21 protein-coding genes and 1 pseudogene are annotated in these 25,290 nt (G+C 70.9%); 6 read left to right on the forward strand and 16 right to left on the reverse strand.

The genetic code is table 11. The annotated features are described in order from the left end of the window. Positions 1-27: 27 nt before the first annotated feature. Entirely contained in the window at positions 28-525 is a 498-nt protein-coding gene (locus tag ACFWWR_RS21595; protein ID WP_217242434.1) for a MarR family winged helix-turn-helix transcriptional regulator, read from the forward strand. 62 nt (positions 526-587) lie between these two features. Here the strand turns inward: ACFWWR_RS21595 and ACFWWR_RS21600 are convergent, their stop codons facing one another. Continuing rightward, the gene (locus tag ACFWWR_RS21600) at positions 588-1,361 is read right to left on the reverse strand and encodes a LuxR C-terminal-related transcriptional regulator (protein ID WP_383858844.1); all 774 of its coding nucleotides are present in this window, start codon (positions 1,359-1,361) and stop codon (positions 588-590) included. A gap of 259 nt (positions 1,362-1,620) precedes the next feature. Between ACFWWR_RS21600 and ACFWWR_RS21605 the strand changes: the two genes are divergently transcribed. Next, on the forward strand, positions 1,621-2,076 hold the full coding sequence (locus ACFWWR_RS21605) for a GNAT family N-acetyltransferase (RefSeq protein WP_383858847.1): 456 nt from the start codon (positions 1,621-1,623) through the stop codon (positions 2,074-2,076). Here ACFWWR_RS21605 and galK read toward each other — a convergent pair. The 3 genes from galK to galT all read right to left on the reverse strand — a co-directional run bounded on the left by galK (position 2,069) and on the right by galT (position 5,353). Continuing rightward, positions 2,069-3,232: a galactokinase gene (galK, locus tag ACFWWR_RS21610; protein ID WP_384304807.1), complete on the reverse strand. Its 1,164-nt coding sequence runs from the start codon at positions 3,230-3,232 to the stop codon at positions 2,069-2,071. The two genes, ACFWWR_RS21605 and galK, sit on opposite strands and share 8 nt — an antisense overlap. Positions 3,233-3,308: 76 nt before the next feature. Next, positions 3,309-4,271 (reverse strand): UDP-glucose 4-epimerase GalE, encoded by a 963-nt coding sequence (galE, locus tag ACFWWR_RS21615; protein WP_383858853.1) that lies wholly within the window; start codon positions 4,269-4,271, stop codon positions 3,309-3,311. Further along, a complete protein-coding gene (gene galT / locus ACFWWR_RS21620) occupies positions 4,268-5,353 on the reverse strand; it encodes a galactose-1-phosphate uridylyltransferase (RefSeq protein ID WP_383858856.1) in 1,086 nt (361 codons plus the stop codon). The genes galE and galT overlap by 4 nt, the downstream gene beginning before the upstream one ends. A 282-nt stretch (positions 5,354-5,635) precedes the next feature. Here galT and ACFWWR_RS21625 point away from each other — a divergent pair. Further along, positions 5,636-5,904 (forward strand): annotated as a pseudogene (locus ACFWWR_RS21625) (hypothetical protein). A 71-nt stretch (positions 5,905-5,975) separates the two neighbouring features. Here ACFWWR_RS21625 and ACFWWR_RS21630 read toward each other — a convergent pair. From ACFWWR_RS21630 to rsmI, 10 genes are all read right to left on the reverse strand, one after another. Then, complete coding sequence (locus ACFWWR_RS21630) at positions 5,976-6,677, reverse strand: LuxR C-terminal-related transcriptional regulator (protein WP_383858859.1); 702 nt, start codon at positions 6,675-6,677, stop codon at positions 5,976-5,978. A 286-nt stretch (positions 6,678-6,963) separates the two neighbouring features. Then, a complete protein-coding gene (locus ACFWWR_RS21635; RefSeq protein ID WP_384304808.1) occupies positions 6,964-8,841 on the reverse strand; it encodes a PQQ-binding-like beta-propeller repeat protein in 1,878 nt (625 codons plus the stop codon). Positions 8,842-8,908: 67 nt separating this feature from the next. Next, entirely contained in the window at positions 8,909-10,696 is a 1,788-nt protein-coding gene (locus ACFWWR_RS21640) for a PQQ-binding-like beta-propeller repeat protein (protein WP_383858865.1), read from the reverse strand. 193 nt (positions 10,697-10,889) lie between these two features. Then, positions 10,890-12,698, reverse strand: a complete 1,809-nt coding sequence (locus tag ACFWWR_RS21645; RefSeq protein ID WP_383858868.1) for an ABC-F family ATP-binding cassette domain-containing protein — start codon at positions 12,696-12,698, stop codon at positions 10,890-10,892. Between the two features lie 264 nt (positions 12,699-12,962). Continuing rightward, positions 12,963-13,859 carry a 4-(cytidine 5'-diphospho)-2-C-methyl-D-erythritol kinase gene (locus ACFWWR_RS21650; protein ID WP_383858871.1) on the reverse strand — a complete coding sequence of 299 codons (897 nt, stop codon included), beginning with the start codon at positions 13,857-13,859 and terminating at the stop codon, positions 12,963-12,965. Next, the gene (gene rsmA / locus ACFWWR_RS21655; RefSeq protein ID WP_384304810.1) at positions 13,856-14,875 is read right to left on the reverse strand and encodes a 16S rRNA (adenine(1518)-N(6)/adenine(1519)-N(6))-dimethyltransferase RsmA; all 1,020 of its coding nucleotides are present in this window, start codon (positions 14,873-14,875) and stop codon (positions 13,856-13,858) included. The genes ACFWWR_RS21650 and rsmA overlap by 4 nt, the downstream gene beginning before the upstream one ends. Before the next feature lie 70 nt (positions 14,876-14,945). Next, a complete protein-coding gene (locus tag ACFWWR_RS21660) occupies positions 14,946-16,259 on the reverse strand; it encodes a ubiquitin-like domain-containing protein (protein ID WP_384304813.1) in 1,314 nt (437 codons plus the stop codon). A gap of 140 nt (positions 16,260-16,399) precedes the next feature. Next, the gene (locus tag ACFWWR_RS21665) at positions 16,400-17,281 is read right to left on the reverse strand and encodes a TatD family hydrolase (protein WP_384304815.1); all 882 of its coding nucleotides are present in this window, start codon (positions 17,279-17,281) and stop codon (positions 16,400-16,402) included. A gap of 47 nt (positions 17,282-17,328) precedes the next feature. Next, positions 17,329-17,763 carry a hypothetical protein gene (locus ACFWWR_RS21670; protein WP_383858883.1) on the reverse strand — a complete coding sequence of 145 codons (435 nt, stop codon included), beginning with the start codon at positions 17,761-17,763 and terminating at the stop codon, positions 17,329-17,331. Between the two features lie 439 nt (positions 17,764-18,202). Then, the gene (rsmI, locus tag ACFWWR_RS21675; RefSeq protein WP_383858886.1) at positions 18,203-19,060 is read right to left on the reverse strand and encodes a 16S rRNA (cytidine(1402)-2'-O)-methyltransferase; all 858 of its coding nucleotides are present in this window, start codon (positions 19,058-19,060) and stop codon (positions 18,203-18,205) included. Positions 19,061-19,123: 63 nt separating this feature from the next. On the opposite strand from rsmI, the gene ACFWWR_RS21680 reads away from it, so the two are divergent. Then, the gene (locus tag ACFWWR_RS21680) at positions 19,124-20,866 is read left to right on the forward strand and encodes a dolichyl-phosphate-mannose--protein mannosyltransferase (RefSeq protein WP_384304818.1); all 1,743 of its coding nucleotides are present in this window, start codon (positions 19,124-19,126) and stop codon (positions 20,864-20,866) included. Here the strand turns inward: ACFWWR_RS21680 and ACFWWR_RS21685 are convergent, their stop codons facing one another. Next, complete coding sequence (locus ACFWWR_RS21685) at positions 20,867-21,148, reverse strand: SCO0607 family lipoprotein (RefSeq protein ID WP_383858892.1); 282 nt, start codon at positions 21,146-21,148, stop codon at positions 20,867-20,869. 242 nt (positions 21,149-21,390) lie between these two features. Here ACFWWR_RS21685 and ACFWWR_RS21690 point away from each other — a divergent pair, with 242 nt between their 5' ends. Together ACFWWR_RS21690 and ACFWWR_RS21695 are read left to right on the forward strand one after the other, a co-directional pair. Then, entirely contained in the window at positions 21,391-23,031 is a 1,641-nt protein-coding gene (locus ACFWWR_RS21690; RefSeq protein WP_384304820.1) for a penicillin-binding transpeptidase domain-containing protein, read from the forward strand. A 95-nt stretch (positions 23,032-23,126) separates the two neighbouring features. Continuing rightward, positions 23,127-24,809 (forward strand): penicillin-binding transpeptidase domain-containing protein, encoded by a 1,683-nt coding sequence (locus ACFWWR_RS21695; protein ID WP_384304822.1) that lies wholly within the window; start codon positions 23,127-23,129, stop codon positions 24,807-24,809. Here the strand turns inward: ACFWWR_RS21695 and ACFWWR_RS21700 are convergent. Beyond that, entirely contained in the window at positions 24,786-25,160 is a 375-nt protein-coding gene (locus ACFWWR_RS21700) for an SsgA family sporulation/cell division regulator (RefSeq protein ID WP_383858901.1), read from the reverse strand. The two genes, ACFWWR_RS21695 and ACFWWR_RS21700, sit on opposite strands and share 24 nt — an antisense overlap. Positions 25,161-25,290: the final 130 nt, after the last annotated feature.

Consider the following 25,290-nt stretch of genomic DNA (forward strand, 5'->3'; position numbering starts at 1 on the left):
ATCGACACAACCACTACACTGATCGTCATGGAGGACGAGGTCGATCGGCTGGTATCAGCATGGCGCCGGGAGCGCCCGGACCTCGACGTGGAACCGCTCGAGGTACTCAGCCGGGTGAGCAGACTGGCCCGGCACCTGGACCGGGCCCGCCGGCTGGCCTTCGCCGAGCACAGCCTGGAGCCGTGGGAGTTCGACGTGCTGACGGCACTGAGGCGCGCGGGAACGCCGTATCAGCTCTCGCCGGGGCAACTGCTGACCCAGACGCTGGTCACGTCGGGCACGATGACGAACCGCATCGACCGCCTGACCAAGAAGGGCCTGGTCGAGCGGCTGCCCGACCCCAGCGACCGGCGCGGAGTGCTGGTCCGCCTCACGGCCGAGGGCCGCGACCGCGCGGACCAGGCCCTGGCCGGACTGCTGGACCAGGAGCGGGCGATCCTCGCGGAGCTGTCCCGGGCCCAGCGGAGCGAACTGGCCGGACTGCTACGCCAGCTCACCGCCCCGTTCGACAACATCCCCGGCTGAGGCCCTGCCCGGGCGCATCCTGCGGTGGGCGCGGGGTCCGGCACGCACATCCACCGCGTTGATCAGGCACTGCTGCTTTCCTCGGGCATGATCCGCCCGGCGGGTCCCAGGTCGACCGGACCCACCCCCGCCCGCCGCGCCAGCGCGACGGCGGCCAGCGTGGAGTGCACCCCGAGCTTGCCGAGCACGTTCTGCATGTGGGTGCGGACGGTGTGCGGGGAGAGGAACAGGCGCTCGGCGACGGCCTTGCGGCCCAGCCCCGCGACCATGCAGCGCAGCACTTCGCGCTCCCTCGGTGTGAGGGACTCCACCAGCTGTTCGCTCTCAGTGCGGTGCTTGCGCGCGGCGGTCAGCTCCCGCAGGACGCCGGTGAGCAGGGCGGGCGGCAGGTGCGTCTCCTCGCGCAGGACCCCTCGGATGACCGTCAGCAGACGGGACAGCGAGCAGTCCTTGGCGACCCACCCGGAGGCACCGGCCTGCAGGGCGAGCGCGGCCCGCCGCGGGTCGTCCTTCTCGGCGAGCACGACGATCCGGACGGCGGGCTGCGACGAACGCACCCCGACGACCAGGGATATCCCGTCGACGAGGCCGTCCTCGCCCACCTCCTGAACCGGCGTCGCGGGCCGCACGCCGGGCACGTTGCCGCCCAGGTCGGCGTCGACCAGCAGCACGTCGTAGCGGCGCCCCTCGGCGGCCGCGCGCTCCAGACTGCGCACCGCTGCGGGACCGCTGCCCGCCGCGGAGACGTCCACGTCGGGCTCGGCCGCCAGCGCCGCGGCGAGTGACTCGGCGAAAATGCGATGGTCGTCGACGACCAGAACTCGGATACGAACCACGAAACCCCCTTCCCCAAGCTCCTGAAAAGCAGGGGATACCCCAAGGTCCGGAGAACGACGACATATACGTGGATACGACGCCCAGAGGCACCCGTCACCGCACGGCCGCCGCCGTGCAGAACCGCTACCCCCACTTCGGGCGTCGTACCCGACTGTCTCGCCCCCTGATCACACCGGCCCCCACCGGTGCTGTTCATCAGAGTACGGCCGGGGGGCAGGAGCGGAAGGTAATTTGCAGAACTGGCTGTCCGACGCGTTTATGGTGAGCCGCATGTTTCGTATGGAGACAGGAGTCGACAGACAACGGCGCGATCTGCTCCGGATCCGGCTGCGGGAGACGAACACGGCGGCCTCCCCCGTCCTGCGCGCCCTGCGCGGCACCCCCGGCGAACGCGAATCCCCGCTGCACGTCTGGATCCTGGACGACGCGGACCGCCTGGCCGGCGGCCTCGTCGGCCACACCTGGGCGACCTGGCTCCACGTGACGTACCTGTGGGTCGACGACCGTCACCGGGGCGCGGGCCTGGGCTCCGAGCTGCTCGCACAGGCCGAGCGGACGGCCCGTCGCGAACGGGGCTGTGCGGCCGCACGACTGGAGACCTGGGACTTCCAGGCGCCGCGGTTCTACCAGAAGCAGGGGTACGAGGTGGTGTGCGTGATCCCCGACTATCCGCCGGGGATCACGGAGTACACGCTGACGAAGCGGCTCAGCTGATCCTGCGCGCCCCCGCCGCCGGCACCGCCTCGAACACCCGCGGGGCGGTGAAGTCGGCCGCGGCGAAGGCCTCCTGGACGGCCTTGCTGATGGTGTCGACGTCGGCGGCCTCCGCGAGGACGATCGCCGAGCCGCCGAAGCCGCCGCCGGTCATGCGGGCGCCCAACGCACCCGCACCCAGCGCCGTGTCCACCACCAGGTCCAGCTCCGGGCAGGAGATACGGAAGTCGTCCCGGAGCGAGGCGTGACCCTCCACCAGCACCGGGCCGATCGCGCGGGTGTCGCCCGACTCCAGCAGGGACACCACCCGTTCGACCCGCTCGTCCTCGGTGACGACGTGGCGGACCAGGCGGCGGACCTCCTCCTCGTCGCCGAGGCGGTCGAGGGCGGTGTCGAGTTCGGCGTACGGCACGTCCCTGAGGGCGTTCACGCCCAGCAGGTCGGCGCCCTTCTCGCAGCCGGCGCGGCGCTTGCCGTACTCGCCGTCGCTGTGGGCGTGCTTGACCTGGGTGTCGACGACCAGCAGGCGCATGCCCTCGGCGGCCAGGTCGAAGGGGATCTGCTTCTGGGAGAGGTCCCGGGTGTCGAGGAACAGGGCGTGGCCTGCCTCGCAGCAGGCGGACGCGGTCTGGTCCATGATCCCGGTGGGGGCGCCGACGTAGACGTTCTCGGCGCGCTGGCACAGGCGGGCCAGCTGCCAGCCCTTGAGGCCGAGGTCGTAGAGGTCGTTCAGGGCGAGCGCCACCACGACCTCCAGCGCCGCCGACGAGGACAGGCCCGCGCCGGACGGCACCGTCGACGTCAGGTGGACGTCCGCGCCCGTGATCGCGTGGCCCGCCTCGCGCAGGGCCCAGACCACGCCCGCCGGGTACGCCGTCCAGCCGCGGTCGGTCTCCGGGGCCAGGTCGTCGAGGCGCAGCTCGACGACGCCGCCGTCGACGTCCGCCGAGTGCAGGCGCAGTACGCCGTCCTCGCGCCGGGACACCGCCGCGACGGTGACGTGCGGCAGGGCGAACGGCATGACGAAGCCGTCGTTGTAGTCGGTGTGTTCGCCGATGAGGTTGACCCGGCCCGGCGCCGCCCACACCCCTTGCGGCCCGGTCCCGTACAGCTCCTCGAACCGCTCGGCGACAGCCCCTGCGACAGCCTCGCTCATGCCCTGACCCCTGACCTTTCCGTACCTACTTGTGCAGCTGCCGGTGCAGCCGGTTGCCGCGTTGCCGCGGGTGCCGCTAGTTGCCGCGTCGCTGTGCGAAGTCCCACGCGTCCGCGACGATCCCCGCGAGGTCCGCGCGGGACGGGTTCCAGCCCAGCTTCTCGCGGGCGGTGGCGGCCGACGCCACCAGGACCGCCGGGTCGCCGCCGCGGCGGGGGGCGACGACCTCGGGGATCGGGTGGCCGGTGACCTGCCGGACCGTCTCGACGACCTCGCGGACGGAGAAGCCGTTGCCGTTGCCGAGGTTGCAGATGAGGTGCTCGCCGGGGGTGGCGGCCTTGACCGCGAGGAGGTGGGCCTCGGCCAGGTCCGCGACGTGGATGTAGTCGCGCACGCAGGTGCCGTCCGGCGTCGGGTAGTCGTCGCCGTAGACGGAGATCGCGTCGCGCCGGCCCTGCGCGACCTGGAGGACGAGCGGGATGAGGTGCGACTCGGGGTCGTGGCGCTCGCCGTACTCCCCGTACGCGCCCGCCACGTTGAAGTAGCGCAGCGACACGGCGCCGAGCCCGTGGGCCGCCGCCTCACTTGTGATCATGTGGTCGACCGCGAGCTTCGTGGCGCCGTAGGGGTTGGTGGGCTGCGTCGGAGCCGACTCGACGATCGGCACCTCGGTGGGCTCGCCGTAGGTGGCGGCCGTGGAGGAGAACACGAGCTTGTGCACGCCCGCCTCGCGCATGGCGCCGAGCAGGGCCATGGTGCCGCCGACGTTGTTCTCCCAGTACTTCTCGGGCTTCACGACCGACTCGCCGACCTGGGAGGAGGCGGCGAAGTGCAGGACGGCGTCGAAGGAGGAGTCGAGCCACTTGGCGGCGTCGCGGATGTCGCCCTCGACGAAGGTGGCCCCGGCCGGGACACCCTCGCGGAAGCCGGTGGAGAGGTTGTCGAGGACGACGACCTCGTGCCCCGCCTCCAGCAGGTGCTGGGAGACCACACTGCCGACGTACCCCGCACCGCCCGTGACCAGAAACTTGCCGCTCATGAACTCGCTACCTCTCGCAGTCGCTCGGCCGCGGCCTCCGGCCGGATGTCGTTGATGAACACACTCATACCGGACTCGGACCCCGCGAGGAACTTCAGCTTGCCGGACGTACGGCGAATGGTGAAAAGCTCGAGGTGCAGCGCGAAGTCGTCACGGCTGACGCCCTCGAAGTCCTCCAGCGCGCCGAACGGCGCCTGGTGCCAGGCGGCGATGTAAGGCGTCTGAGGCTCGCCCTCCCCTTCCTTCCCTCCACCCGGCCCGGCGAAGATCCGGTCGAAGCGCCTCAAGAGTTCCAGATACACCTGGGGGAACTCTGTGCGCGCGTCCTCGTCGAGGCCGAGCAGGTCCGGCACCCGGCGCTTCGGGTACAGGTGCACCTCGTACGGCCAGTGCGCCGCGTACGGCACGAAGGCGACCCAGTGCTCGCTCTCCAGGACGACCCGCTCGTCGGCGAGTTCGCGCTCCAGGATCGCGTCGAAGAGGTTCTCCCCGCCGGTGGCTTCCTTGTGCGCCGCCACCGAGCGCAGCATCAGCGCGGTGCGCGGCGTGGTGAAGGGGTAGGCGTAGATCTGCCCGTGCGGGTGACCCAGCGTCACACCGATCTCCGCGCCACGGTTCTCGAAACAGAACACCTGCTCGACGGAGGGCAGATTCGACAGCTCCGACGTCCGGTCGGTCCACGCGTCCAGGACCAGGCGCGCCTGCTCCTCGGTAAGGTCGGCGAAGGACGCGTTGTGGTCGGAGGTGAAGCAGACCACCTCACAGCGGCCGGAGTCGCCGGCGAGCGAGGGGAAGCGGTTCTCGAAGACCGCCGCGTCGTACGAGGAGTCCGGGATCTCGCTCAGCCGGTCACCCTGGGACGGGCACAGGGGGCACTCGTCGGCCGGCGGGTGGTAGATGCGGCCCTGGCGGTGCGAGGCGATGGCGACCTCGTCGCCGAGCAGGGGGTCCCGGCGGACCTCGGACGTGGTGACGGTCGGATCCAGCGGCCGGCGGTCGACCGCGTCCCGCACGGTGTCGTCGCGCAGGTCGTAGTAGATCAACTCGCGACCGTCGGCCAGTCGGGTCGAGGTCTTCTTCACTGCGGACTCCCTATTCGAGCCACTCAATCATCAAACAGAACCAAACACATCGAAACACAAGCGACCACCACCGTCAACATCACAATCAAACAAGAAACGTCAACCGACGTGTTCATTTTCTGAACACGGAGGCATGGGTTCCGCCGCTCTGGATCGGTTCACGCAACGAAGCGAGTACGGACCTGCTCGCGAGCACCACGGCCGCGATGATCGACTACTTCGTCATCCACAAGCAGGGCGGCCGAGGAGCTCCACAAAGACGTCCAGCACGAGGTCTGCGAACTGCAGACCAAGTCCGCGACCCGCGGGCCCGCCTCTTCGCCATCCGCCGCATCATCGGCGGCCTGTTCGTCCTCCACGGCGTCATCGTCACGATCGCCGGCCTCACCGCGTCCGACGCCGACATCGACAAGGCGGAGGGCGTCAAATTCAACCTGTGGGCCGGGGTGGGGATGCCGGCCCTTGGCCTGTTCTTCCTGGTCTGGCCGAAGCTGCGGCCGGTGGTTCCGCCGCCGGTGGACGCGGTGGCGGGGGACGAGACGGTGGAGTGAGCCCCGGGGCGGGACGGAAGTCTCCCGTCCCGCCCCACGCCCCGCCGGAAGTGCTCGAAAGCACCCGGCGTCTAGAACTCCGCCCCCGCCTCCGGCGACGGGTGGGACACCGGCCCCGCCCTGTCCAGCAGCCCCGTCCGCGCCGCCAGCGCCGCAGCCTCCAGCCTGGATCCCACGCCGAGCTTCATCAGGACCCGCTGGACGTGGGTGCGGGCCGTGGACGGGGCGATGCCCATGCCGGCCGCGATCAGGCGGGTGTCCTCGCCGTCGGCGACCCTGACCAGGACCTCGACCTCCCGGGGGGTCAGCATCTGCAGCAGACGCTGTCCCTCGTCGTCCGGTTGGGCCACCGGGTTGAGCAGTTCACTGAACGCGCCCTGGAGCAGCTGCGGCGCCACCGCCGCCTCCCCCGCCCGGGCCTTCATGATCGCGCGCTCGACCCCCTCGATCCGCTCGTCATGCCGTACGTAGCCGGAGGCCCCCGCCGCGAACGCCGCCGCGATCCCGCGCGGGTTGGGCACCGGGCCCAGCACCAGCACCGCCACCTGCGGACGCTCCCGCTTGATGCGGACCACCGGGTCGAACATCCCCGGCTCCGCCGGTGTCGCCGTGCCCAGCAGGCACACCTCCGGCGCCCGGCTGATCACCAGTTCCGCCGCGCCCGCGGCGGGCGCCGCCGCGGCGAGCACCCGGTGCCCCCGCAGTTTCAGCGCCGAGGCCAGCGCCTCGGCGAGCAGACGGTGGTCGTCGACCACCATGAGCCGCACTCCCATCGAGCCCAACCCCCCAGTCCCCCCAGTGGATCCCCATGCATCACCGTGGATGCCCCAATGGATGCCCACTGGTCCGCACGGACAGAAGCCCCCTCCCGGCTCCCCCCGCCCTTCATGCCCCCGGAAGCTACACGCTTGTTCGACGTTGCGCTTCCCCTACCGGGAGAGAAGTGCCCCGGATCGACGGAAATTCTGGTTTTCCTAGCATTCGAGGGTGATGAGCGGTACGCGCACGGCCCCACCCCTGAGCAGGGGCGGGGCCGTGCGGGAAGGCCGGTCGGGCGGGTCAGCTCGCGCCGAACGCGATCACCAGATACTCCTTGTCCGATCCCGACAGAGCACTGGCGAAGATCGCGGACATGAACAGGTGGCCCTGCGAGTACTGGTACTCCGAGTAGTCCGGCAGCATGCTGGTCTCCACGTCCCGCACCGACTCCGTCGCCGGGTTCTCCAGCAGCTTGGTCTCCTTGAAGGAGCCGCCGTCGATGCTGACGATCTGACCGCCCTTGTCGTACGGCGGACGCTTGTACGCGATCAGGTTGGTGCCGTCCATGCGCAGCGGGGAGATCGTGTAGTCGTCGCCCGAGTCGGCGCGCTGGCCGGTCTGCTTGCCGGTGGCGAGGTCGATCGCGACGATCGCGTTGGCCTGGGTGTACTCCTCGGCGCCGTCGTCCTCCTCGGTCGGCAGGTAGAGCCGGTCGTTGCCGACCGCGATCTGGTGGCACTCCTCGATCTTGGTGATGCCGTCGCAGCTGGCCGCGTACTGGTCGCTGGGCGCCGAGATGCGGGTGCGCAGCTTGCCGGTCTTGTTGTCGATGGAGAAGAAGTCCGAGATGCCGCTGCCGTCCTTCGCGGCCTCGCCGATGTCGGCGGCCACCACCAGCGGGTCGGTCGACACGACACTGGCGTAGGAGATGCCCTGCGCCATCTTGTAGTCGGAGATCACCTTCCCGCCCGTCGGGTCGAGGGTCTGGATGTGCAGCTCGGGTGCGTCGTACGAACCGCACCTGCGCACGGCGACCAGCTTCGCGCCGCCGCCGTACCCGGCGTCGTAGCAGGTGTCGGTCGGCTTCGGGGCCCACAGCTGCTTGCCGGAGCCGAGGTCGAAGGCGGCGCCACCGCTGGAGCTGCCCACGGCGACGGTGTTCGCGCTGACGGTGACGTTGTTGAAGCTGATCGCCTCGTCACCGGAGTTGGCGGTCTTCGTCCACAGCTTCTTGCCGGCGGCGAGGTCGATCCCCGCGACCTGGCTGCAGCCGTGCGAGGGCTCGGCCTTGGTCGGCATCTGCGGCTGGTAGATGATCGCCGTCCGGCCGTCGGTGGTGACGTGGTTGCTGCCCTGGCACACCGGGCCGGGGAGCTTGATCGTCCACAGCTTGGTGCCCTTGTCGGGGTCGTAGCCGACGACCTCGGCGACGCCGCTCTTGGCGTACACCTTGTCGGTGAGCCACGAACCGGCCGTGGAGATCGTGCTGTCCTTGCCGACCTCGGGCGCCGGGACCTGGAAGAGGACCTTGGAGGCGGGGTTGCCGGGCACCTTCTCCACCGGGGTGGTGGAGGTGCCGGTGGTGCCGCCGGAGCCGTCCGTGCCGCCCCCGCCGGTGCTGCCGCCGTCCTTGTCGTCGGTGCCGCCCGTGCTACCGCCGGAACTCGCGGTGTCGTCCTTCTTGCCGCTCTCGTCACCGGAGGTCGACGCGTACCAGACACCGCCGCCGACGATCAGCGCGATCGCCACGACGGCGGCGACGATGATGGTCAGCTGCGCGTTGAACTTCTTGCCGCCGCCGGCCGGCTGACCCGGCTGCGGCTGCAGCGGCATGGTCCCCTGCGGGTAGCCGTAACCGGGCTGCTGGCCGTACGGGTTGGGCTGCTGCCCATACGGGTTGGGCTGCTGGCCGGGATAGCCGTAGCCGGGGGGCGGCGGCGGGGTCTGGTGTGCCTGGGGTGCCTGGGCCGGCGGCGCCTGCGGATAGCCGTAGCCCGGAGGGGTCTGGGGGGGTGTGGGCTGCTGCGGGTAGCCGTAACCCGGCTGCGGCTGACCCGGCGGCTGCGGAGGCTGCGCGGGCTGCGCCGGTTGCGGCGGCTGCGGAGGCTGGTCCTGCGGCGGGCCGAAACCGCCCTGCTGCGGGGGCTGGTTGGGGGGCGGAGGGGGCGGCTGGGTCATGACGTGAGTACCTCGGGAGCGGAGTCGGCGGAGACGGCGGGAAGGGCGGGGAACCGAGGGGGAAGAGTCACTTGCCGTAGGCGAGCATCAACTTCTCCTTCTTGTCGGTGTCGCCGGCCAGCCGTGTGGTCGAGATGTAGAAGCGTCCGTCGACCCAGTCGATGGCCTTCGAGTAGAAGCTGCTCTCGATGTCCGCGGTGCCCGTCGGCATCTGCAGCAGCGTCGACGGGGTGTGCTTGGCGCCGGTCGTCGGGATCGACACGATCCGGCCGCCCCCGTCGTACGACGGCTGGACATACGCGACGAGCTTGCCGCCCTCGACCTTCAGCGGCAGCATCGACTCGTCCGTCGGGGACTTGACCCGCCACTTCTCCTTGCCGTCGGCGAGGTTGATCGCGACGACCTCGTTCGCGCCGGTGGTCGCCTCGGTGGGCAGGTAGAGCGTGTTGGCGTCGGCGGCCACGCCCTCGCAGGCCTGGAGGTCACCGCCGAGGAATCCCCAGCCGCACTCAGGAGCGAAGTCCTCGTCGAAGGCGACCTGCGAGCGGAACTTGCCGGCGGCGGTGACCGCGGAGATGTTCCACGCGTCCTTGTCGTCGTTGGTGCTGTAGATGACCAGCGGGTCGACGGAGTAGGTGTGCTCGACGGACCAGCCCTTGTCGAACTTCTGGGTCCACTTGACCTTGCCGGTCCTGGGGTCCAGCTCCTGCACCTCGTCGTGCGCGGTCGCCTGGCCGGCGTCGCAGGACGCGGCGACGACCAGGCGGGCGCCGCCCGCGAACGCCTTCGGGAAACAGGCGTCGCCGTACCGCTTCTTGTCGAAGAGCTTCTTGCCGGTCGTCACGTCGTACGCCGTGCCGGACTGCGAGCGGCCCACCATCAGGGTCTTGCCGGTGACGGAGAGCTCGATCGAGGCGGTGCTGTCGAACAGCGCGCCGTCCGCGACCTCGCCGGTCCAGCCCTTCGCCCCGGTGTCGAGGTCGATCTCCTGGAGCTGGTTGCACTCGGCGCGGTCGCTGACGCCGTCCATGTACGCGACGACGATCTTGTCGTCGGACGTCTTCTGCGGGGTGACCGCGCAGATCTTCTGCGGGAAGGTCACCGTGTCCCAAGTGGGGGCGCCATCGCCGACGTTGTAGGCGACGAGCTGCTTGTACGCCGCCTTCACCGCGGTCTTGTCGGTGATCCACATACCGGGGGCATCGGCTCCGTCACCGGGGGCGTCGGGCGCCTCCTTGTACCAGAGCACCTTGGCCTCGCCGGCCTGCCGGCCCTCGTTGAGGTTCTCCGGGTCCGCGCCGCCGGCACCGCTGCCGTCACCGGGGTTGACCGGGGAGTCGGACGCGGTGGGCTTGGGGTCGTCGCTCTTCCCGGCGATCGGCTCCTTGCCGTCGTCACCGCCGCTGGTGACCGCGAACACGGTCCCGCCGATGACGAGCAGTACCGCCACGGCGGCACCGATGATGACGGCCGGCTTGCCCTTGAAACGGTTGCCGGAGCCGGGCGGCGGGGTGCCGGGCGCGCCCGGGAACTGGGGCTGCGGCGGATAGCCGTACCCCTGCGGCTGCGCGTACGGCCCGGGCTGCTGCGGCTGCGCGTACGGCCCCGGCTGCTGCGGCTGGCCGTACGGTCCCGGCTGACCGTAGGGACCGGGCTGCGGCTGGCCGTACGGACCGGACTGGTCGTACGGGCCGGACGATTGCGCGGGCTGCTGCGGATAGCCGTAACCGGGCTGCGGTGGAGCCTGCGGCGGCGGTGGCGGCGGAGCTCCGAAGCCGCCTCCCTGCTGTTGTGGTGGTTGGTCCTGCGGCGCTCCGAAGCCACCCTGCGGCGGCTGGTTGGGCGGCTGAGTCATCAGCGCGTCCCCCCGTTCAGTCACTGATTTTTAGCCACGCCCTGAGGTTCGTATGGACCCAGAGTCGTACTCAGAAAGTTCTCAGACGGCTCTTTCTATCACTCGGGACCGACAACGCACCGGGCCGGTTCTGCCCCTGTTCCCAAGGGAGGACCGGCCCGTGATGCCGTCGTTATGCGCCTTCACGCGCCCTTCACGCGTCCTCGGCGAGTTCCAGCCATCGCAGCTCCAGGTCGTCCCGCTCGGCGGCCAAGTCCCGCAGCTCGGCGTCGAGTTTGGCCACCTTCTCGAAGTCCGTGGCGTTCTCCGCGATCTGCGCGTGCAGTTTGGTCTCCTTCTGGGAGACCTTGTCCAACTGCCGCTCGATCTTCTGGAGTTCCTTCTTCGCGACACGCTGGTCGGCGGCGCTCTTCTCCGGTACGGCCTTGTCGGCGGCCGGCGTGGGGACCGAGGCCGCCGCCACCTCCTCCATGCGCCGGCGCCGCTCCAGGTACTCGTCGATGCCGCGCGGCAGCATCCGCAGGGTGGCGTCGCCGAGGAGGGCGAAGACGCGGTCGGTGGTGCGCTCGACGAAGAACCGGTCGTGGGAGATGACGACCATCGAGCCGGGCCAGCCGTCGAGTACGTCCTCCAGCTGGGTCAGCGTCTCGATGTCGAGGTCGTTGGTGGGCTCGTCGAGGAAGAGGACGTTGGGCTCGTCCATGAGGAGACGCAGCAGTTGGAGCCTGCGCCGCTCACCGCCGGACAGGTCGCCGACGGGCGTCCACTGCTTCTCCTTGTTGAAGCCGAACGTCTCGCACAGCTGACCGGCGGTCATCTCGCGCCCCTTGCCGAGGTCGACGCGCTCCCGCACCTGCTGCACGGCCTGCAGCACCCGCCAGGTCGGGTCGAGTTCGGCGACCTCCTGGGAGAGGTAGGCGAGCTTGACGGTCCTTCCCACGGCGATCCGCCCGCCGACCGGCTGCGTCTCGCCCTGCGTCAGGGCGGCCTCGGCCATGGCCCGCAGCAGGGAGGTCTTCCCGGCGCCGTTCACCCCGACCAGACCGATCCGGTCGCCCGGGCCGAGCTGCCAGGTCACGTGCTTGAGCAGCACCTTGGGGCCGGCCTGGACGGTCACGTCCTCCAGGTCGAAGACGGTCTTCCCGAGCCGCGACGAGGCGAACTTCATCAGCTCGCTGCTGTCCCGGGGCGGCGGCACGTCCGCGATGAGCTCGTTGGCCGCCTCCACGCGGAAGCGCGGCTTGGACGTACGGGCCGGGGCGCCGCGCCGCAGCCACGCCAGCTCCTTGCGGACCAGGTTCTGCCGCTTGGTCTCCTCCGTGGCGGCGATGCGCTCACGCTCCGCGCGCGCGAAGACGTAGTCGGAGTAACCGCCCTCGTACTCGTAGACATCGCCCTTCTGCACGTCCCACATCCGGGTGCAGACCTGGTCCAGGAACCACCGGTCGTGGGTCACGCAGACGAGCGCGGAGCGCCGCTCGCGCAGGTGCCGGGCGAGCCAGGCGATGCCCTCCACGTCGAGGTGGTTGGTCGGCTCGTCCAGGACGATCAGGTCCTGCTCCTCGATGAGCAGCTTGGCGAGCGCGATGCGGCGCCGCTCACCGCCGGAGAGCGGGGCGATGACGGTGTCGAGCCCCTGCGGGAACCCCGGCATGTCGAGCCCGCCGAACAGCCCGGTGAGGACGTCCCTGATCTTCGCGTTCCCGGCCCACTCGTGGTCGGCCATGTCCCGGATGACCTCGTGCCGGACGGTGGCCGTCGGGTCGAGGGAGTCGTGCTGGGTCAGCACGCCGGTCCGCAGTCCGCCCGAGTGCGTGACCCGGCCGGTGTCGGCGTCCTCCAGCTTGGCGAGCATCCGGATCAAGGTCGTCTTGCCGTCGCCGTTCCGCCCGACCACCCCGATGCGGTCGCCCTCGGAGACGCCGAGCGAGACGCCGTCCAGCAGGGCACGGGTGCCGTACACCTTGCTGACGTTCTCGACATTGACCAGGTTGACGGCCATTACTCTCCTGACAAGGGGGACGATCGACCTTCCAGAGTAGTCGGAGGGGCGGGTGGTCATCCCCAAGCCGGGGTTCTCGCCCCCGCCAGGGGGCTCCGCCCCATGGACCCCCGGCCTTCGCCCACCCACCACCCGACTCGGTGGGTCGAGAGGTGCGCCACCGGGGCGAGGGTCACGTTTTGTCCGACCGAGTCGGGTGGGGGGTGGGCATAGGCCCGGCGGTCTGAGGGCGGAGCCCCCAGAAACGCGCACCCCCACCGGGGATCAGCGCTTGACCGTGGCCCCCGGGGCCGGCCCGGAAGTCGTCCGTACGCTCCGGCAGGCGCCGGACGTGCGCAGGGCCTCCGCCACCTTCGTCGCCGACTCGGCGTCCCGGGTGAGGAACGCCGTGGTCGGGCCCGAGCCCGAGACGAGGGTGGCGAGGGCGCCGGCGGCCCGTCCGGCCGCGAGGGTGTCGGCGAGTTCCGGGAAGAGGGAGAGCGCGGCGGGCTGGAGGTCGTTGGTGACTGCGGCGGCGAGCGCGTGGGCGTCGCCCTTGGCGAGGGCGTCGAGGAGCGGCTGGGAGGCGACCGGCTCGGGGACGTCCAGCCCCTCCGCCAGCCGGTCGAACTCGCGGAAGACGGCCGGCGTGGACAGCCCGCGCTCCGCCATCGCGAACACCCAGTGGAAGGTTCCGCCCACCTCCAGGAGCCGGAGTTTCTCTCCGCGCCCGGTGCCGAGTGCCGCCCCGCCGACCAGGCTGAACGGCACGTCGCTGCCCAACTCGGCGCAGATGTCGAGGAGTTCCTCGCGGGAGGCGTTCGTGCCCCACAGCGCGTCGCACGCGACGAGGGCTCCGGCGCCGTCCGCGCTGCCGCCCGCCATGCCCCCCGCCACCGGGATGTCCTTGGCGATGTGGATGTGCACGGCGGCATCGAGGCCGCGACGCCCGGCGAGGACGATCGCCGCACGCGCTGCCAGGTTCGTACGGTCCAGCGGCACCTGGCCGGCGTCCGGCCCCGCGCAGGTCACGCGCAGTTCGTCGGCCGGGGTCACCGTCACCTCGTCGTAGAGGCCGACCGCGAGGAAGACGTTGGCCAGGTCGTGGAAGCCGTCGGGACGGGCGGCGCCGACCGCGAGCTGCACGTTGACCTTGGCGGGAACACGCACGGTGACGCTCACTGCTCGGCCTGCTCCTCGGTGTCGACGTCCGTCTTGTCGCCGGTCTCTGTCTTGCTTTCCGCGCCCGTCTTGCTCTCGACGCCCGTCCCGTACCCGGCGTCCGTCCTGCTTTCCGCGGCCGTCTTCCTCCCGGCGCCCGTCCCGTACCCGGCGTCCGTCTTGTTCTCGGCGATCCGAGCGAACTCCTCCACCGTCAGCGCCTCCCCGCGTGCCTGCGGCGAGACGCCGGCGGCGACCAGGGCGGTCTCGGCGGCGGCCGCGGATCCCGCCCAGCCGGCGAGCGCGGCCCGCAGGGTCTTCCGCCGCTGCGCGAACGCGGCGTCGACGACGGCGAAGACCTCGTGCCTGGAGGCGGTCGTCTTGAGCGGCTCGGCCCGCCGCACCAGTGAGACCAGCCCGCTGTCGACGTTCGGGGCGGGCCAGAAGACCTTGCGGCCGATCGAGCCGGCCCGCTTGACCTCGGCATACCAGTTGGCCTTGACCGACGGGACGCCGTACACCCGCGAACCGGGCGGGGCGGCGAGCCGGTCGGCGACCTCCGCCTGGACCATGACGAGGGTGCGCTCGATGCTCGGGAAGGTGTCGAGCATGTGCAGCAGGACCGGCACGGCCACGTTGTACGGCAGGTTCGCGACCAGCGCGGTCGGGGCGGGGCCCGGCAGCTCCCGCACCTGCATCGCGTCGGAGTGCACCAGCGCGAACCGGTCGGCCCGGTCCGGCATCCGCGCCGCGACGGTCGCGGGCAGCGCGCCGGCTAGTACGTCGTCGATCTCGACGGCGACGACCCGGTCGGCGGCCTCCAGCAGTGCGAGCGTGAGCGAGCCGAGTCCGGGTCCCACCTCGACCACCGTGTCGTCGGGGCGGACCCCGGCGGTGCGGACGATACGGCGGACCGTGTTCGCGTCGATCACGAAGTTCTGACCGCGCTGCTTGGTGGGCCGCACACCGAGCGCTGCCGCGAGTTCGCGGACGTCGGCGGGGCCCAGGAGGGCGTCGGGGGTGGGGCTGCTGCTCACGGCACAAGAGTACGGGGCACGCCGGGCGCGATCGTCCGCGCGCGGTCGCGGGCCACCGCACGCTAGACGCTCACCCGTGCAACCGCGCCCCGCAATGCGGCCAGGGGCTCGTCCCCTGCCGCACGTACAGCTTCTTCGCCCGGAACGTCTGTTCCGCCGCCGGGGCGTCCTGCGGGCGCCCCTTGCCGCCGAGGCTCTGCCAGGTCCGGGTGTCGAACTGGTAGAGCCCGCCGTACGTCCCCGAAGGGTCGACGGCGCCCGGCCGCCCCCCGGACTCGCAGGTCGCGAGGGCCTGCCAGTTCAGGTCGTCGGCGCCCCGCACGGACGTCGGCAGCGGCTTCGTGCCCACCCTGACCATCTGCGCGCGCGGCTCCCGCACCACCTCGGTCCTGGTCCGCCGCGGCTTCTGCCGGACCCCGTTGACGGTCCGCAGCGAGTACGTGATCCGTCGCAGCCCCGGCTGCCCGGCCCGTTCGACGACCTCGGTGCCCCGGAACAGGGAGGCGTCCTCGGTCCGCTCCACCTCGAAGGGGATCGCCTCGTCGTGGACCTCTTTGATGCCGATGATCCGCAGCACGGTGACGGTCTGCCCGTCGCGAGGGAAGCTGTCCGGCGCGACGGAGGTGGTGTCCTGCCCGCGCAGGGTGATCCCGGCCTGCTCGACGGCCTCCCGCACGGTCGCCGCGTTCGTACGGATCGTGCGGGCCCGCCCGTCCGCCATGATCGTCACGGCGCGTTCGGTACGCATGTCCAGTGCGAGCCCCTCGCGCCCGATGGGCCGGGAGCGCGAGACGGACAGATAGGCGCCCTGCGCACGCACCCCCAACTGCTGAAGCGCCCCTTCCACCGTGTGCGCCGTGGTCCACACCTCGTGCCGGTGTCCGTCGATCGTGAGCCGCACGGGGCGCCCGTAGCGCACCGCGACCTCGTCGCCGCTGGCGAGCTCCTCGCCGGGGGCGGGCGCGACCACGTCGTGCGCGCCGACCTTCACGCCCTCCTCGGCGAGCAGTTCGGAAACGTCGTCCGCGAAGGTGTGCAGGGTGCGGGGCCTGCCGTCGACGCTGAGCTCGATCGCCTTGTCCTCGGCGACGAAGGCGGTGGTGCCGCCCGCGAGGAACGCGACGACCAGCGCCTGTGGGAGCAGTCGGCGCATGGCGCTCTCCGAGCGCTCCGCGTACCGGACCCTGCGCCGCCGCGCGGCCCGCCCGTTCCCCTCGGCGCGCACAGCGGGCGCGGGTGGCGCCTCGTAGGCGGGCATGTAGGTGTCGTCGTACGGCGGCGGCGCCACGTACATGCCGTAGGCCAGCGTCTGGGCGCTGTGCACGTCGGTGTACGGCTCGCTCGGGCCGTACGTCTCGTACGTCTGGTGCTGCGAGTTGCTCACGCCGACACGCTCCAGGGGCCGGAGGGTCCATAGGGGTCCGGATCGGGCCCCCAGAACCTAGCGGAGCGGCCGTCACTCTCCAAGGCGACGCGGCTACTCAGAGTCGCGTTTCGATGGGTATTGGTAACGGATGGTCGCTGTCAGTAGTCGAACGCGCGGGCCGTGTTGGCGGCGAGTGCCGACGCCAGCGCGTCCTCGTCGACACCGCGCACGGCGGCCATCGCGCGCACCGTGACCGGAATGAGATACGGGGCGTTGGGCCGTCCTCGATACGGCACCGGGGTGAGGAAGGGCGCGTCCGTCTCCACCAGGAGCAGCTCCGCCGGCGCTGTGGCCACGGCGTCCCGCAGGTTCTGGGCGTTCTTGAAGGTGACGTTGCCGGCGAAGGACATGAAGTATCCGGCGCCGGCGCAGATCTCCGCCATCTCGGCGTCGCCGGAGTAGCAGTGGAAGACGGTGCGCTCGGGGGCGCCCTCCTCCTTCAGCACGCGCAGTACGTCGGCGTGGGCGTCGCGGTCGTGGATGACCAGGGCCTTGCCGTGCCGCTTGGCCATCTCGATGTGGGCACGGAAGGACCTCTCCTGCGCCTGCTTGCCCTCGGGGCCGGTGCGGAAGTAGTCGAGGCCCGTCTCGCCGACGCCCTTGACCTGGGGCAGCCCGGCCAGCCGGTCGATCTCGGCGAGGGCCTCGTCGAGGCCGGCGTCGCCGCCCGGGGTGCGCGCGCCCTGCCGGGACCAGCCGTCGGGGTCGCCGTGGACGATCCGCGGGGCCTCGTTCGGGTGCAGGGCGACGGTCGCGTGGACGGCGTCGTAGCGCTCGGCCGTCTCGGCGGCCCACCGCGAGCCGGCCAGGTCGCAGCCGACCTGCACGACCGTGGTCACGCCCACCGACGCGGCTTTCGCGAGCCCTTCCTCCACGGTCCCCGACTGCATGTCGAGGTGGGTGTGGGAGTCGGCGACCGGTACCCGCAGGGGTTCCGGGAGCGGCGGGGCGGCGTTCTTGTCGGCGGCGTTCGAAGGCATGCCCCGATCCTACGAAAGGGGCATGCCGTCGCCGGTGCCGGAGCGGATCAGCTCGCCTTGCGCTGGAAGGGGTGCAGGAGATCGGACAGGTGCCAGTGGTGCTGCTCCCCGTGCTCCCCCTGTTCTCCGCGCTCCTTCTGCTGTCCCTCGGCGTCGGCCGCCGGTGCCTCTGCCGGACCGGCGGGCGGCGTGCGGTGCTGCCGGTGCGCCGCGTCGCGGGCGGAGGCGACCCGGCCCGGCCGCATGATCCGTACGACGTGGTTGTCGCAGTTGGTGCACGTGGGCCGGGAGAGCGGGGAGGGCACGACCTGTCCGTTCGCCACGTAGAGCACGAACTCGTGGTCGTCGGCGTCCACGTGGTGCTCTATCTCGTACGACTGCTCCCACCCGTGCCCGCAGCGCATGCAGGCGAAGGAATACGACTCGTGCACGACGGCGGTGGCACCGGCGCGGAGTCCGGTCTGCCCTGCGATCTCACTCATGCCAGCTCCTGTTGTCCGCTGGATCGAGGGACGGATGAGTCCCTCGACCCAGTGGACGCCTCCACCAGCATGAACGCAGCAGGCCTGTCGAGTGTTGGCGGCGATTTGGGCGTTCCTTGCCAAACCGCCCCGTTGACCGCCTCCTGGCTTTGCCTTCCAAGCCGACTCTTTGCGCACGCATGGGGCGCCCGCTCAGAGGAGGTACGCCCTGCTCAGGGGGCGTGTGCGCCAGCTCACAGGATGCGTACGCCGGGCGCACACGACAAGCCGTGCGCCCTTGCTTACGCCCCTTTGTTCCTCGCGTCACGCCCCCCGCAGCCTCGCAACCGCTCCCGCGTTCCCGCCGCTCACGCCCGGCGATCTCCGCCGCTCAGGCCGTACGTTCCCCGCCGCTCACGCCCGGCGATCTCCGCCCCTCACACCCCGTGATCTCCGCCGCTCACGCCCCCGCGTTCTTCGCCGCCACCACCGCGTCGAACACCTGCCGCTTGGGCAGCCCCGCCTCCGCGGCCACCGCGGCGATCGCCTCCTTGCGCCGCTCCCCCGCCTCCTCGCGCACCCGCACCCGCCGGACCAGCTCCGTGGCGTCGAGCTCCTCGGGGCCGCGCTCCGGCGCCCCCTCCACGACGACGGTGATCTCCCCGCGTACGCCCTCCGCCGCCCACGCCGCCAGCTCGGCCAGCCCGCCGCGCCTGATCTCCTCGTACGTCTTGGTCAGCTCCCGGCAGACGGCGGCCCGCCGGTCGGCGCCGAACACCTCGGCCATCGCGGCGAGGGTGTCGTCGAGCCGGTGCGGGGCCTCGAAGTAGACGAGGGTGCGTCGCTCCTCGGCCACCTCCCGCAGCCGGGACAGCCGTTCGCCCGCCTTCCGGGGCAGGAACCCCTCGAAGCAGAACCGGTCGACGGGCAGCCCGGACAGCGCGAGCGCGGTGAGCACGGCGGACGGCCCCGGCACGGCGGTGACCCGGATGTCCTTCTCGACGGCGGCGGCGACGAGCCGGTACCCCGGGTCGGACACGGACGGCATCCCCGCGTCGGTCACCAGCAGCACCCGCGCGCCGCCCACCAGCGCCTCGACCAGCTCGGGTGTCCGGGCGGCTTCGTTGCCCTCGAAGTAGGAGACGACCCTCCCCTTGGGCGTCACGCCCAGCGCCTGCGTCAGGCGTCGCAGTCTCCGGGTGTCCTCGGCGGCGACGACGTCGGCACCGGCCAGTTCCTCGGCGAGCCGGGGCGGGGCGTCGGAGATGTCGCCGATGGGAGTACCGGCAAGGACCAGGGTTCCGGGCGTAACTGTCACGTTTCCATCCTCGCAGGGGCCCAAGCACGGGACTCACACAGCGCCGTTCCCTACGATGGCGCGGTGACCAGTACCGCGTCCTCCATGGACACCCGGCAGGAGCAGGCCCACCAGGACCAGCGGCCGTCGTGGCAGCAGCGGCTGCGCCGCTTCGGCTATGCGGCGGGGCCCAGAAGCGACGTCCGCGATCGCCTGGTGCCGCCCTACGTCGAGCCGAGCCCGAGGCTGTGGCAGGTCCTCGGGGTGTCCAAGGAGTTCGCCGGGCGGATCGGCCGCTGGTCCGCCTGGGGCGGTCCGCTGCTGGTGACGCTGTTCGCGGGCGTCATCCGGTTCTGGAACCTGGGCAGCCCGAAGGCGGTGATATTCGACGAGACGTACTACGCGAAGGACGCGTGGGCGCTCGTCCACCGCGGCTACGAGGTCAACTGGGACAAGAACGTCAACGACCTGATCCTGTCGAACAACGGGAACGTCCCGGTCCCGACGGACCCGGCGTACGTGGTGCACCCGCCGGTCGGCAAGTACGTCATCGGGCTCGGCGAGCTGATCTTCGGGTTCAACCCCTTCGGCTGGCGGTTCATGACCGCCCTGCTGGGCACCCTGGCGATCCTGATGCTGTGCCGGATCGGCCGCCGCCTGTTCCGCTCCACGTTCCTCGGCTGCCTGGCCGGCGCGCTGATGGCGGTGGACGGCCTGGCGTTCGTGATGGCCCGCACCTCGCTGCTCGACGGCGTGCTGATGTTCTTCGTGCTGGCCGCGTTCGGCTGCCTGGTGATCGACCGGGACAGGGTGCGCGAGAAACTCGCCGCCGCGCTCCCGGCCGACGCCGACGGCCGGGTCCGCCCCGACGCGCACATCGCGGAGACCCTCCGCTTCGGGTGGCGCCCCTGGCGCTGGCTGGCGGGCCTGATGCTCGGCCTCGCGATCGGCACCAAGTGGAACGGCCTGTACGTCCTCGCCGCCTTCTGCGTGCTGACGGTGCTGTGGGACGTCGGCTCCCGCAAGGTCGCGGGCGCGGGGCGCCCGTACGAGGCGGTGCTCAAGCACGATCTCGGTTTCGCGTTCCTGGCCACCGTGCCGGTCGCGATCGCCACGTACATCGTCTCGTGGACCGGCTGGATCCTCTCCCCCTCGGACGGCACCGGCGGCTACTACCGCAACTGGGCGGCGACCGACGGCAAGGGCAGCAGCTGGTCGTGGCTCTTCCCGGAGTGGTGGCGCAGCCTGTGGCACTACGAGCACGAGGTCTACAAGTTCAACATCAACCTCTCCTCGCCGCACACCTACCAGTCCAACCCGTGGAGCTGGATCGTCACCGGCCGCCCCGTCTCGTACTTCTACGAGTCCCCCGCACCCGGCAAGGACGGCTGCCCCGCCGACGCGGGCGAGAAGTGCGCCCGCGAGGTGCTGGCGATCGGTACGCCACTGCTGTGGTGGGTGGGCTGCTTCGCGATCCTGTACGTCCTGTGGCGCTGGTTCTTCCGCCGCGACTGGCGGGCCGGCGCGATCGCCTGCGGTATCGCGGCCGGATACCTGCCCTGGTTCCTCTACCAGGACCGCACGATCTTCTTCTTCTACACGATCGTCTTCGTCCCGTTCCTCTGCCTGGCCGTCGCGATGCTCCTCGGCGCGATCATCGGCCCACCCGGCTCCAGCGACACCCGCCGGGTGGCGGGCGCCACGGGCGCGGGTGTCCTGGTCCTGCTGATCGCCTGGAACTTCGTCTATTTCTGGCCGATCTTCACGGGCACGGCGATCCCGATAGACCAGTGGCGGTCACGGATGTGGCTGGACACCTGGGTCTAGCTAGCCGGAGACCTCGGTGATCCTGCCGTTCTCGTCGACGGTGTGGGTCTCCCAGTACACGTCCCACTTGTCGCCGACGTGCTCGGGCTCCTTGCCCTTCGGGTAGCGGGCGTACCCCTCCGGCGGGTCCTGGTCGTCGGGGACGCAGGCGGTGCCGGTGCTGCCCACGGCGAGGACGCCGTACTCGCCGCCGCCGCAGCTCGCGTCCTCCGTGGAGCAGCCGGTCAGCAGTACGGCGGCGGTCGTGCCGGCCAGTACGAGGCCCAGGATGGTCTTGCGCACGAGTGACTCCCCCTTGGTCGGTGTGGGACCAGCTTGGACGAGCCGGGGAGGGCCGGCATGAGTTGCCGTACTCAGGAGTAGGGCGTCGGACTACTCGGTCACGCGTTCCCACACATTCGCTCAACAAAAGCGAAACACCCGTTACAGCCGCCACAGCTTCCGCATAGAGTGCCACCGATGAGGAGCCTTTCTGAACGCGTTCAGAAGATGCGTGGAAGGCACAAACGGGGAGGGGAAGCCCAGTGGGCAAGGGGGTCAAGACCGCCGTCATCGGTGGCGTGTTCGCCGTGATGGTCGGCGGCGCGGGGTACGGGGCGTACAACGTCGTGTCCGCGCTGAACGGGAACGGGGGCGGCGGAACGGGGACGGCGGCCGGGCCGGCGGAGGTCAAGAGCGGGCCGCCGAGTGCGGACGAGGTCAAGGAGACGACCGGCAAGTTCTTCGCGGCCTGGGAGAAGGGCGACGCCGTGAACGCGGCGGCGTACACGAACAACGCCACGGCGGCCGAGCCGCTGCTGACGGCGTACGCGGGGACCGCCCACATCGGCGATGTGAAGATCACTCCCGGTACGGCGTCCGGTGCCACCGTGCCGTACACGGTGAAGGCGAAGGTGGCCTACGACGGGAAGTCGAAGCCGCTGACGTACAAGAGCGAGCTGACCGTGGTGCGCGGGGTCACCACCGGGCGGGCGCTGGTCGACTGGCAGCCGTCCGTGATCCACCCCGAGCTCAAGCGGGACGACACCCTGGTCACCGGGGAGTCGGCGAACCCGCCGATCGAGGCCGTCGACCGGAGCGGGACCGTGCTGACGGAGGAGAAGTACCCGTCCCTGGGACCGGTCCTGGACGCGCTGCGCGGCAAGTACGGCGACAAGGCCGGCGGCACACCCGGCATCGAACTGGCGATCCGGCACACCGACGAGGGCGCCGCGGACACCCCGCTGCTCACCCTCGCCAAGGGCACCCCCGGCAAGCTGGAGACCACGCTCAGCGCGACCGCGCAGGCCGCGGCGGAGAAGGCGGTCAAGCTGTACGCCCAGTCGTCGGTCGTCGCCGTCAAGCCCAGCACGGGTGAGGTGCTGGCGGTGGCCAACAACCGCACGGACGCCTTCAACGCGGCCTTCGAGGGCACCGTCGCGCCCGGCTCCACCATGAAGATCATCACGGCCGCGATGCTCATAGACAACGGCGTGACCTCGATGAACGGCCCGGCGCCCTGCGATAACACGGCCGTGTGGCAGAGCCAGACCTTCAAGAACCTCACGGGCATGGAGCCCAACGAGAACGCCACACTCGCCAACAGCTTCATGCGGTCCTGCAACACCGCCTTCGTCAAGCTCATCGACGAGAAGCCGCTCACCGACGAGTCGCTGACCACGGAGGCCCAGACGCGCTTCGGGCTCGGCCTGGACTGGAAGACCGGCATCGTCTCCTTCGACGGCAGTGTCCCCGCCTCCGGCGGCCCGGACCGCGCGGCCAACGCCATCGGCCAGGGCGAGGTCCAGATGAACCCGCTGAACATGGCGTCCGTGACGGCCACCGCCATCACCGGCGACTTCCGCCAGCCCTACCTGGTGTCGCCGAAGCTCGACGACCGGCAGCTGGCCACCGCCAAGGGCCTGCCGTACGACACCGCCTCCCAGCTGAAGCAGATGATGCGGCTGACGGCGACCCAGGGCACCGCCCAGAAGGCGATGGCCGGGCTCGGCGGCGACATCGGCGCGAAGACCGGCTCCGCCGAGGTCGACGGGCAGGCCGTGTCCAACAGCTGGTTCACCGGCTTCCGCAACGACGTGTCCGCGGCGGCCATGACGGAGGAGGGCGGCCACGGCGGCGACGCGGCCGGTCCGATTGTCGCAGCTGTGCTACGAGCTGCCGGCTGAAGTCATCCCCGTGGGACGGGACTCTAGGGTGGTGTCGTCGTTGAGGTGAATGAGGGCAACGGGGACCCTGGGGATCTTGCGGAGGATCGAAGGCTGTGGGTAACAGAAGACGCGTCGCCGAGCGACGGAAGACCAGGCCCGCCGTGATCGGCGGGCTGATCGCCGTGGTGGTCGGCGGCGCCGGCTTCGGCGTCTACGCGCTCTACGGCGGCGGGGCCGCGGCCGACGACCGCACGCAGTCCACCTCCGCCTCCGCCGAGGACAAGGCGAAGGACATCCCGTCCGGCCCCCTCTCCGCGACCGAGGTCACCACCGCCGCGCGGAAGTTCCTCACGGCCTGGCAGCAGGGCAAGGTGACCGCCGCCGCGGCCGCCACGGACGACGCGAAGTCGGCCACCACCCTGCTGACCGGCTTCACCAAGGACGCCCACATCAAGGGCGTCACGCTCACCGCGGGCACCCGCACCGGCGACAAGGTCCCCTTCTCCGTGAAGGGGACCGTGTCGTACAAGGGCACCGAGAAGCCGCTGACGTACGACAGCGCGCTCACCGTCGTCCGGGGCACCGGCGACGGAAAGCCGATCGTCGACTGGCACTCCGCCGTCCTCCACCCCGACCTCCAGGACGGCGACACCCTGGTCACCGGTGAGTCCGGGACCCCGCCGATCAAGGCCTTCGACCGGGACGGCGGCGAGCTGACCGAGGCCAAGTACCCGTCGCTGGGCACGGTCCTGGACGGTCTGCGCGAGAAGTACGGCAAGACGGCCGGCGGCAAGGCGGGCATCGAGCTCCGTGTGATCCGCGGCAAGTCCGCGAAGTCGTCAAAAGCGTCCGACAAGACCCTGCTGGAGCTGAGCAAGGGCACACCGGGCACCGTGAAGACGACCCTGAACCCGACGCTCCAGGCGGCGGCTGAGGCACAGGTGGCCAAGAAGGCCCGGTCCTCGGTCGTCCTGATGCGCCCCTCCACCGGCGAGATCCTCGCCGTGGCGAACGCCTCCCACGGTTTCAACACCGCCTTCCAGGGCTCCCTCGCCCCGGGCTCCACGATGAAGGTCATCACCTCCTCGCTACTGATCGACAAGGGGCTGGCGTCGGCGGACAAGGCGCACCCCTGCCCGAAGTACTTCACGTACGGCGGCTGGAAGTTCCAGAACGACGACAAGTTCCAGATCAAGGGCGGCACCTTCAAGGCGAGCTTCGCCCGTTCCTGCAACACCGCCTTCATCAGCCAGGCGCCGGACCTGGAGAACAACGACCTGACCAAGCAGGCCCAGCAGGTGTTCGGCCTGGGGCTCAACAACTGGGCCATCGGTGTGCCGTCGTTCGACGGCTCGGTGCCGGTGCAGAGCGCGGCCCAGATGGCGGCCTCGCTGATCGGGCAGGGCGGGGTCCGGATGAACCCGCTGAACATGGCGTCGGTGTCGGCGACGGTCGAGTCCGGCACCTTCAAGCAGCCCTACCTGGTGTCCCCGACGGTCGACGACCGCGCCCTGGCGACGGCCTCGCGCACGATGTCCGCGGGCACCGTCTCCCAGCTGCGGGAGCTGATGGCGTACACGGCGGCCTACGGCACGGCGGCCGAGGCGATGTCCGGGGTCACCGGGAACGTCGGTGCGAAGACGGGCTCGGCGGAGGTCGACGGCCAGAAGAAGCCCAACGGCTGGTTCACCGCGTACCGGGGCGACCTCGCGGCCGCGGGCGTCGTCCAGTCGGGCGGCCACGGCGGCGACACCGCCGGACCGATCGTGGCGTCACTGCTGAAGCTGGGCGGCTGACTCCCCGCGGCCTACCGGCGTCGCCAGGTAGGTCCGCCGCAGGAACCTGAGCAGTGCCTTCGTCTCGAACTGAACGACCGAGACGCCCTGCGGGGAGTGGAACTCGACCACGGCCTGCACCCGCCCGCACGGCCACACGCGGACCTCTCCGCTGCCGACCGGGGCGCGCAGGCCCTGTTCGAGGAGTGAGCGCGAGAAGGTCCACTCGTCGTGGGTGCTCGGCAGCCCGACGCGTACCGAACGCGGGTCGGTCTCGGGGTCGTACCGCAGGATCACGGGGACGGCCTCGTCCTCGACGATGTCCGCGTCCGAAACGATGTGGGCTCGCGCGTACTGTTCGACTACAGACATCGTGACGGGCCTCTCACGCTGCGCAACCTGTGCGGAAGCTGTGCATCCACTGTCACTCCAGCGTCGCATATTTCCCGGATTCCGCCCCTGGGACCGCACGGCTTGCTTGTGAGCACCCATGGCTGTTCGT

Origin of the sequence: Streptomyces sp. NPDC058678 (genome assembly GCF_042714835.1) — a bacterium.
Lineage (GTDB): Bacteria > Actinomycetota > Actinomycetes > Streptomycetales > Streptomycetaceae > Streptomyces.

Coding starts and splice junctions, on each gene's coding strand:
- ACFWWR_RS21700 (WP_383858901.1), bottom strand. CDS start 25,160: ATGTCTGTAGTCGAACAGTACGCGCGAGCCCACATCGTTTCGGACGCG.
- ACFWWR_RS21595 (WP_217242434.1), top strand. CDS start 28: ATGGAGGACGAGGTCGATCGGCTGGTATCAGCATGGCGCCGGGAGCGC.
- ACFWWR_RS21645 (WP_383858868.1), bottom strand. CDS start 12,698: ATGGCCGTCAACCTGGTCAATGTCGAGAACGTCAGCAAGGTGTACGGC.
- galE (WP_383858853.1), bottom strand. CDS start 4,271: ATGAGCGGCAAGTTTCTGGTCACGGGCGGTGCGGGGTACGTCGGCAGT.
- ACFWWR_RS21635 (WP_384304808.1), bottom strand. CDS start 8,841: ATGACCCAGCCGCCCCCTCCGCCCCCCAACCAGCCCCCGCAGCAGGGC.
- ACFWWR_RS21630 (WP_383858859.1), bottom strand. CDS start 6,677: ATGGGAGTGCGGCTCATGGTGGTCGACGACCACCGTCTGCTCGCCGAG.
- galK (WP_384304807.1), bottom strand. CDS start 3,232: ATGAGCGAGGCTGTCGCAGGGGCTGTCGCCGAGCGGTTCGAGGAGCTG.
- ACFWWR_RS21665 (WP_384304815.1), bottom strand. CDS start 17,281: ATGCCTTCGAACGCCGCCGACAAGAACGCCGCCCCGCCGCTCCCGGAA.
- ACFWWR_RS21605 (WP_383858847.1), top strand. CDS start 1,621: ATGGTGAGCCGCATGTTTCGTATGGAGACAGGAGTCGACAGACAACGG.
- ACFWWR_RS21670 (WP_383858883.1), bottom strand. CDS start 17,763: ATGAGTGAGATCGCAGGGCAGACCGGACTCCGCGCCGGTGCCACCGCC.
- ACFWWR_RS21640 (WP_383858865.1), bottom strand. CDS start 10,696: ATGACTCAGCCGCCCAACCAGCCGCCGCAGGGTGGCTTCGGAGCGCCG.